We start from the raw sequence: 3,405 nt of genomic DNA, 5'->3' as shown, positions 1-3,405 counted from the left end.
AGCAGGCGGTGGACCAGCAGCCCGCCCGCGACCACCCCGGCCAGGGCCGCCGTCGCCCCTGCCACCCAGGCGACCCGGTGCCGGCTCCGGCCCGCCGCCGGGGCCACCGACGGCCCCCCTGCCCCGGTGACCACCACCGCCTCACCCACGGCCGCTCCTGCCGCCACCGCGACCGCCGCCACCGGCACCGGGGCCGCCACTTTGGCGGATGCCGCCCCCGCCCGCAGTTCCTCGTCCACCCGCGCGCGCAGGGCGAGCGCCTGGTCGAGGTCCCCCTCCGCCAGCCGGTAACAGGACCAGAGCGCGCGGACTGCCGCCTCCGGCGCCGGGTGCCGGCCGTCCGGGCTCTCGTAGCGGGAGACGGTGGTCTGGGCGATGTTGAGCCGCCGGGCCACCGTCTTCTGCGGCAGTTCCCCCGCACGGGCCCGCCACTCGCGCAGCGTCCGCGCCAGCTCCACCCGCGCCGACGGCCCGGCCCCGACGCCCTCCGCCTCCGGCCCGGTGACTCCCCTGTCCGGCATCCGTCCGCTCCCCTCTCCTTCGGCCCGTGCATATCCGCAGCTCGGAGCGCACGCATACCCGACTGCATACGAATGAGTAACCATCTGATCGCGCAGCGTAGGAGTCGGCGGCCCGGCCGTGCAACGCTGACGACCAGCCGGTGAAACCCCCGGCGAATCCCACCCCCCTCCCGTACCCGGGCATTCGTATGCCGCCCCGGGGCACGGGATGCACTCGAAGGAGTCACCGATGTACCCGACCCGTCACCTCACGCTCCCCACCCTCAAGCAGCGCACGGGCCGCGCCGTCGCCCTCGCCGTGCTGACGGCGGCCGCGCTCACCGGGACCGGCGCGACGGACGCGCTCGCCCTCCCGGCGACCCCGCCCGCCGCCGGCTCCACCGCCACCGCCGACAGCAGCGCCACCGTCACCGGCGGGACCACTGCCGACGCCGACGCCCTGCGCGAGGGTGCCGCGGCGCCGGCGGCAGCCACCCTGCGGGACCGGATCGCGGCGGCGGCGCGCGGTCAGATCGGGGTCGCCGAGAGCGACTCGGCCTGCCAGAAGTACCTCACCGGAAAGGGCCAGACCTGCCGCAACACCTCCTGGTGCGCGGCGTTCGCCGAGTGGACCTGGCGGCACGCCGGGGTGAAGAGCGTCCCGACCACCCTGCTCGGGCGAGGGGTCGGCAAGTGGGGGCAGGAGCACCACCTGTTCCACACCGGCTCGCCGAAGCCCGGCGACCTCGTCGTCTACGGCCCGCCGGCCTACGAGCAGGGCGGCCACGTGGGCGTGGTGGTCTCGGTGAACCGTGACGGCACCCTGGACACCGTCGAGGGCAACGTCAGCAACAAGGTGGCCCACCGCCACATCGACCCGCGCACCGCCAAGGGCGGCGTCAAGAAGTGGAAGATCTCCGGCTACGTGACCCCGCCCGGCGCCTGATCCCCACCTCCGCGCCCGGCCCGGGGCCGCCCCTCCACCCCATGGAGGACGCGGCCCCGGGCCGGGGGGGGGTTCGCGGGCGGTGCGGCTGGGGGCGGGGCCCCGGGCCCGGTCACGGTGCACTTCCTGGCGACCAAGCCGTAGCGTTCCGGGGGCAGTTGTCGATCCCTGCTCTCCGGTTCGACGCGGGGCCGCGCACCTTGGCGGACGTCCGGGGGGCGTGCCCGGTGCGGGAACTCCCGGTCGCGCGGGCCGTCTTGGGCACGGTCGGCATATCGGGGCGAGGTGGTGGACAGCTTTACTCCCGTACCACCCTCATGTGCCTGCCCGGCCGTCACTCTGCTGTCGGGCGGGTCCCCCACCCTGATGATGCGGAGACCACATGGCTCGACGACATTCCTTGCCCCGGCTCGGCCTGGCCGTCCCGGTCGCGCTGGCGCTGACCGCCTCGCTCGGCTTCCTCCCCGCCTCGGCCTCGGCGGCGCCCCGAATACCGTCCGCCGCGCAGGCCGAGGACGCGCACACCCTGTCGTACGTCGTCAACACCAGGACCGACCACCGCACGATCGCCGAGGTGCAGCGGGCCATCACCGCGGCCGGCGGCACCGTCGTCGTCACGTACGACGGGATCGGCGTCATCGTCGCCCACTCGGCGGACCCCGGCTTCGGCGGGCGGCTGCGCGCGGTGCGCGGCGTGGAGTCGGCGGGTGCCACGCGGACCGCGCCGCTGAGCGCGGCGGGGACCACCGAGGCGGGTGCCGTGCGGCGCCTGTCCGAGGCCGAGGTGGCGACGATCGCGAAGGCGTCCGGCAGCGGCACCGAACCCCTCGAAGCCGAGCAGTGGGCCCTGCGGGCGATCGGCGCGGACAAGGCCGCGGAGATCAACCCGGGCAGCAGGGACGTCACGGTCGCCGTCATCGACACCGGCGTCGACGACACCCACCCGGACCTCGCCCCGAACTTCTCCCCCTCGCAGTCCGCGAACTGCGCCAGCGGCAAGGCCGACACCACGTACGGCTCCTGGCGGCCGGTGGACGCGAACTACTTCCACGGCACGCACGTGGCGGGCACGATCGCCGCCGCCCGCAACGGCGTCGGCGTCGCGGGCGTGGCACCCGGGGTGAAGGTCTCCGGCATCACCGTCTCCCAGCCCACCCCGCGCCAGCTGATCTACGCCGAGAGCGTCGTCTGCGCCTTCGTGTTCGCCGCCGACCACGGTGTGCAGATCACCAACAACAGCTACTACGTGGACCCGTGGCAGTACAACTGCCTGGACGACCCCGACCAGAAGGCCATCGTCGACGCGGTCAACCGCGCCCAGCTCTACGCGCAGCGCAAGGGCACCCTCAACGTCGCCGGGGCCGGCAACGCCAACCACGACCTGGCCTCCGACGGCTTCACCGACGGCGGCAGCCCCAACGACTCCACCCCGGCGAGCCGGACGGTCGACCCGCACAGGTGCTGGGACCTGCCCGCGCAACTGCCGGGCGTCGTCACGGTCAGCGCGACCGGCGCCAAGGGCGCGAAGGCGTACTACTCCAACTACGGCCTCGGCGTGATCGACGTCGCGGCGCCGGGCGGCGACCAGTACCAGGCCTCTGACACACCGTCCAAGGAAGGCGGCATCCTGTCCACGCTGCCGGGCAACCAGTACGGCTACGAGCAGGGCACCTCCATGGCCACTCCCCACGCCTCCGGTGTGGCCGCGCTGCTGAAGTCCGCCCACCCGGAGGCGACCCCGGCCCAGTTGCAGGCACTGCTCAAGGCCCAGGCGGACAACCCGGGCTGCCCGGCCGGCCCGAACGGCGACGGCGCCGCGGACCCCGTCTGCGCGGGCGGCAAGCGCGTCAACGGCTTCTACGGCTTCGGCATCGTCAACGCGCTGCGCGCGGTCAAGTAGCCGGCGCCGCACCCGTCCCGTGCCCGAACGCGCTGACGCCCCCGGCTGTCCAGGCCGGG

The 3,405-nt window shown here is 74.6% G+C and carries 3 protein-coding genes; 2 read left to right on the top strand and 1 reads right to left on the bottom strand.

Features of this window, described 5'->3' with window-relative positions; translation table 11 throughout:
* The coding region (locus ACFU7Z_RS37870; RefSeq protein WP_380782645.1) for a helix-turn-helix domain-containing protein at positions 1-521 on the bottom strand (521 nt) is incomplete at its 3' end.
* Positions 522-750: 229 nt separating this feature from the next.
* On the opposite strand from ACFU7Z_RS37870, the gene ACFU7Z_RS37865 reads away from it, so the two are divergent.
* Both ACFU7Z_RS37865 and ACFU7Z_RS37860 read left to right on the top strand, forming a co-directional pair.
* Entirely contained in the window at positions 751-1,446 is a 696-nt protein-coding gene (locus ACFU7Z_RS37865) for a CHAP domain-containing protein (protein WP_380782642.1), read from the top strand.
* 382 nt (positions 1,447-1,828) lie between these two features.
* The gene (locus tag ACFU7Z_RS37860) at positions 1,829-3,346 is read left to right on the top strand and encodes a S8 family serine peptidase (protein ID WP_380782640.1); all 1,518 of its coding nucleotides are present in this window, start codon (positions 1,829-1,831) and stop codon (positions 3,344-3,346) included.
* The last annotated feature ends 59 nt before the right edge of the window (positions 3,347-3,405 follow it).

It is taken from the genome of Kitasatospora sp. NPDC057518 (assembly GCF_042802075.1).
In the GTDB taxonomy this organism is placed as follows: Bacteria; Actinomycetota; Actinomycetes; order Streptomycetales; family Streptomycetaceae; genus Kitasatospora.
The sequence above is the reverse complement of the archived record's forward strand: the minus strand, read 5'-3'. Positions and strand labels throughout refer to the sequence as shown.

What these genes read in the sequence shown, in the direction of transcription:
- ACFU7Z_RS37865 (WP_380782642.1), top strand. Translation starts at nt 751, where the DNA reads ATGTACCCGACCCGTCACCTCACGCTCCCCACCCTCAAGCAGCGCACG.
- ACFU7Z_RS37860 (WP_380782640.1), top strand. Translation starts at nt 1,829, where the DNA reads ATGGCTCGACGACATTCCTTGCCCCGGCTCGGCCTGGCCGTCCCGGTC.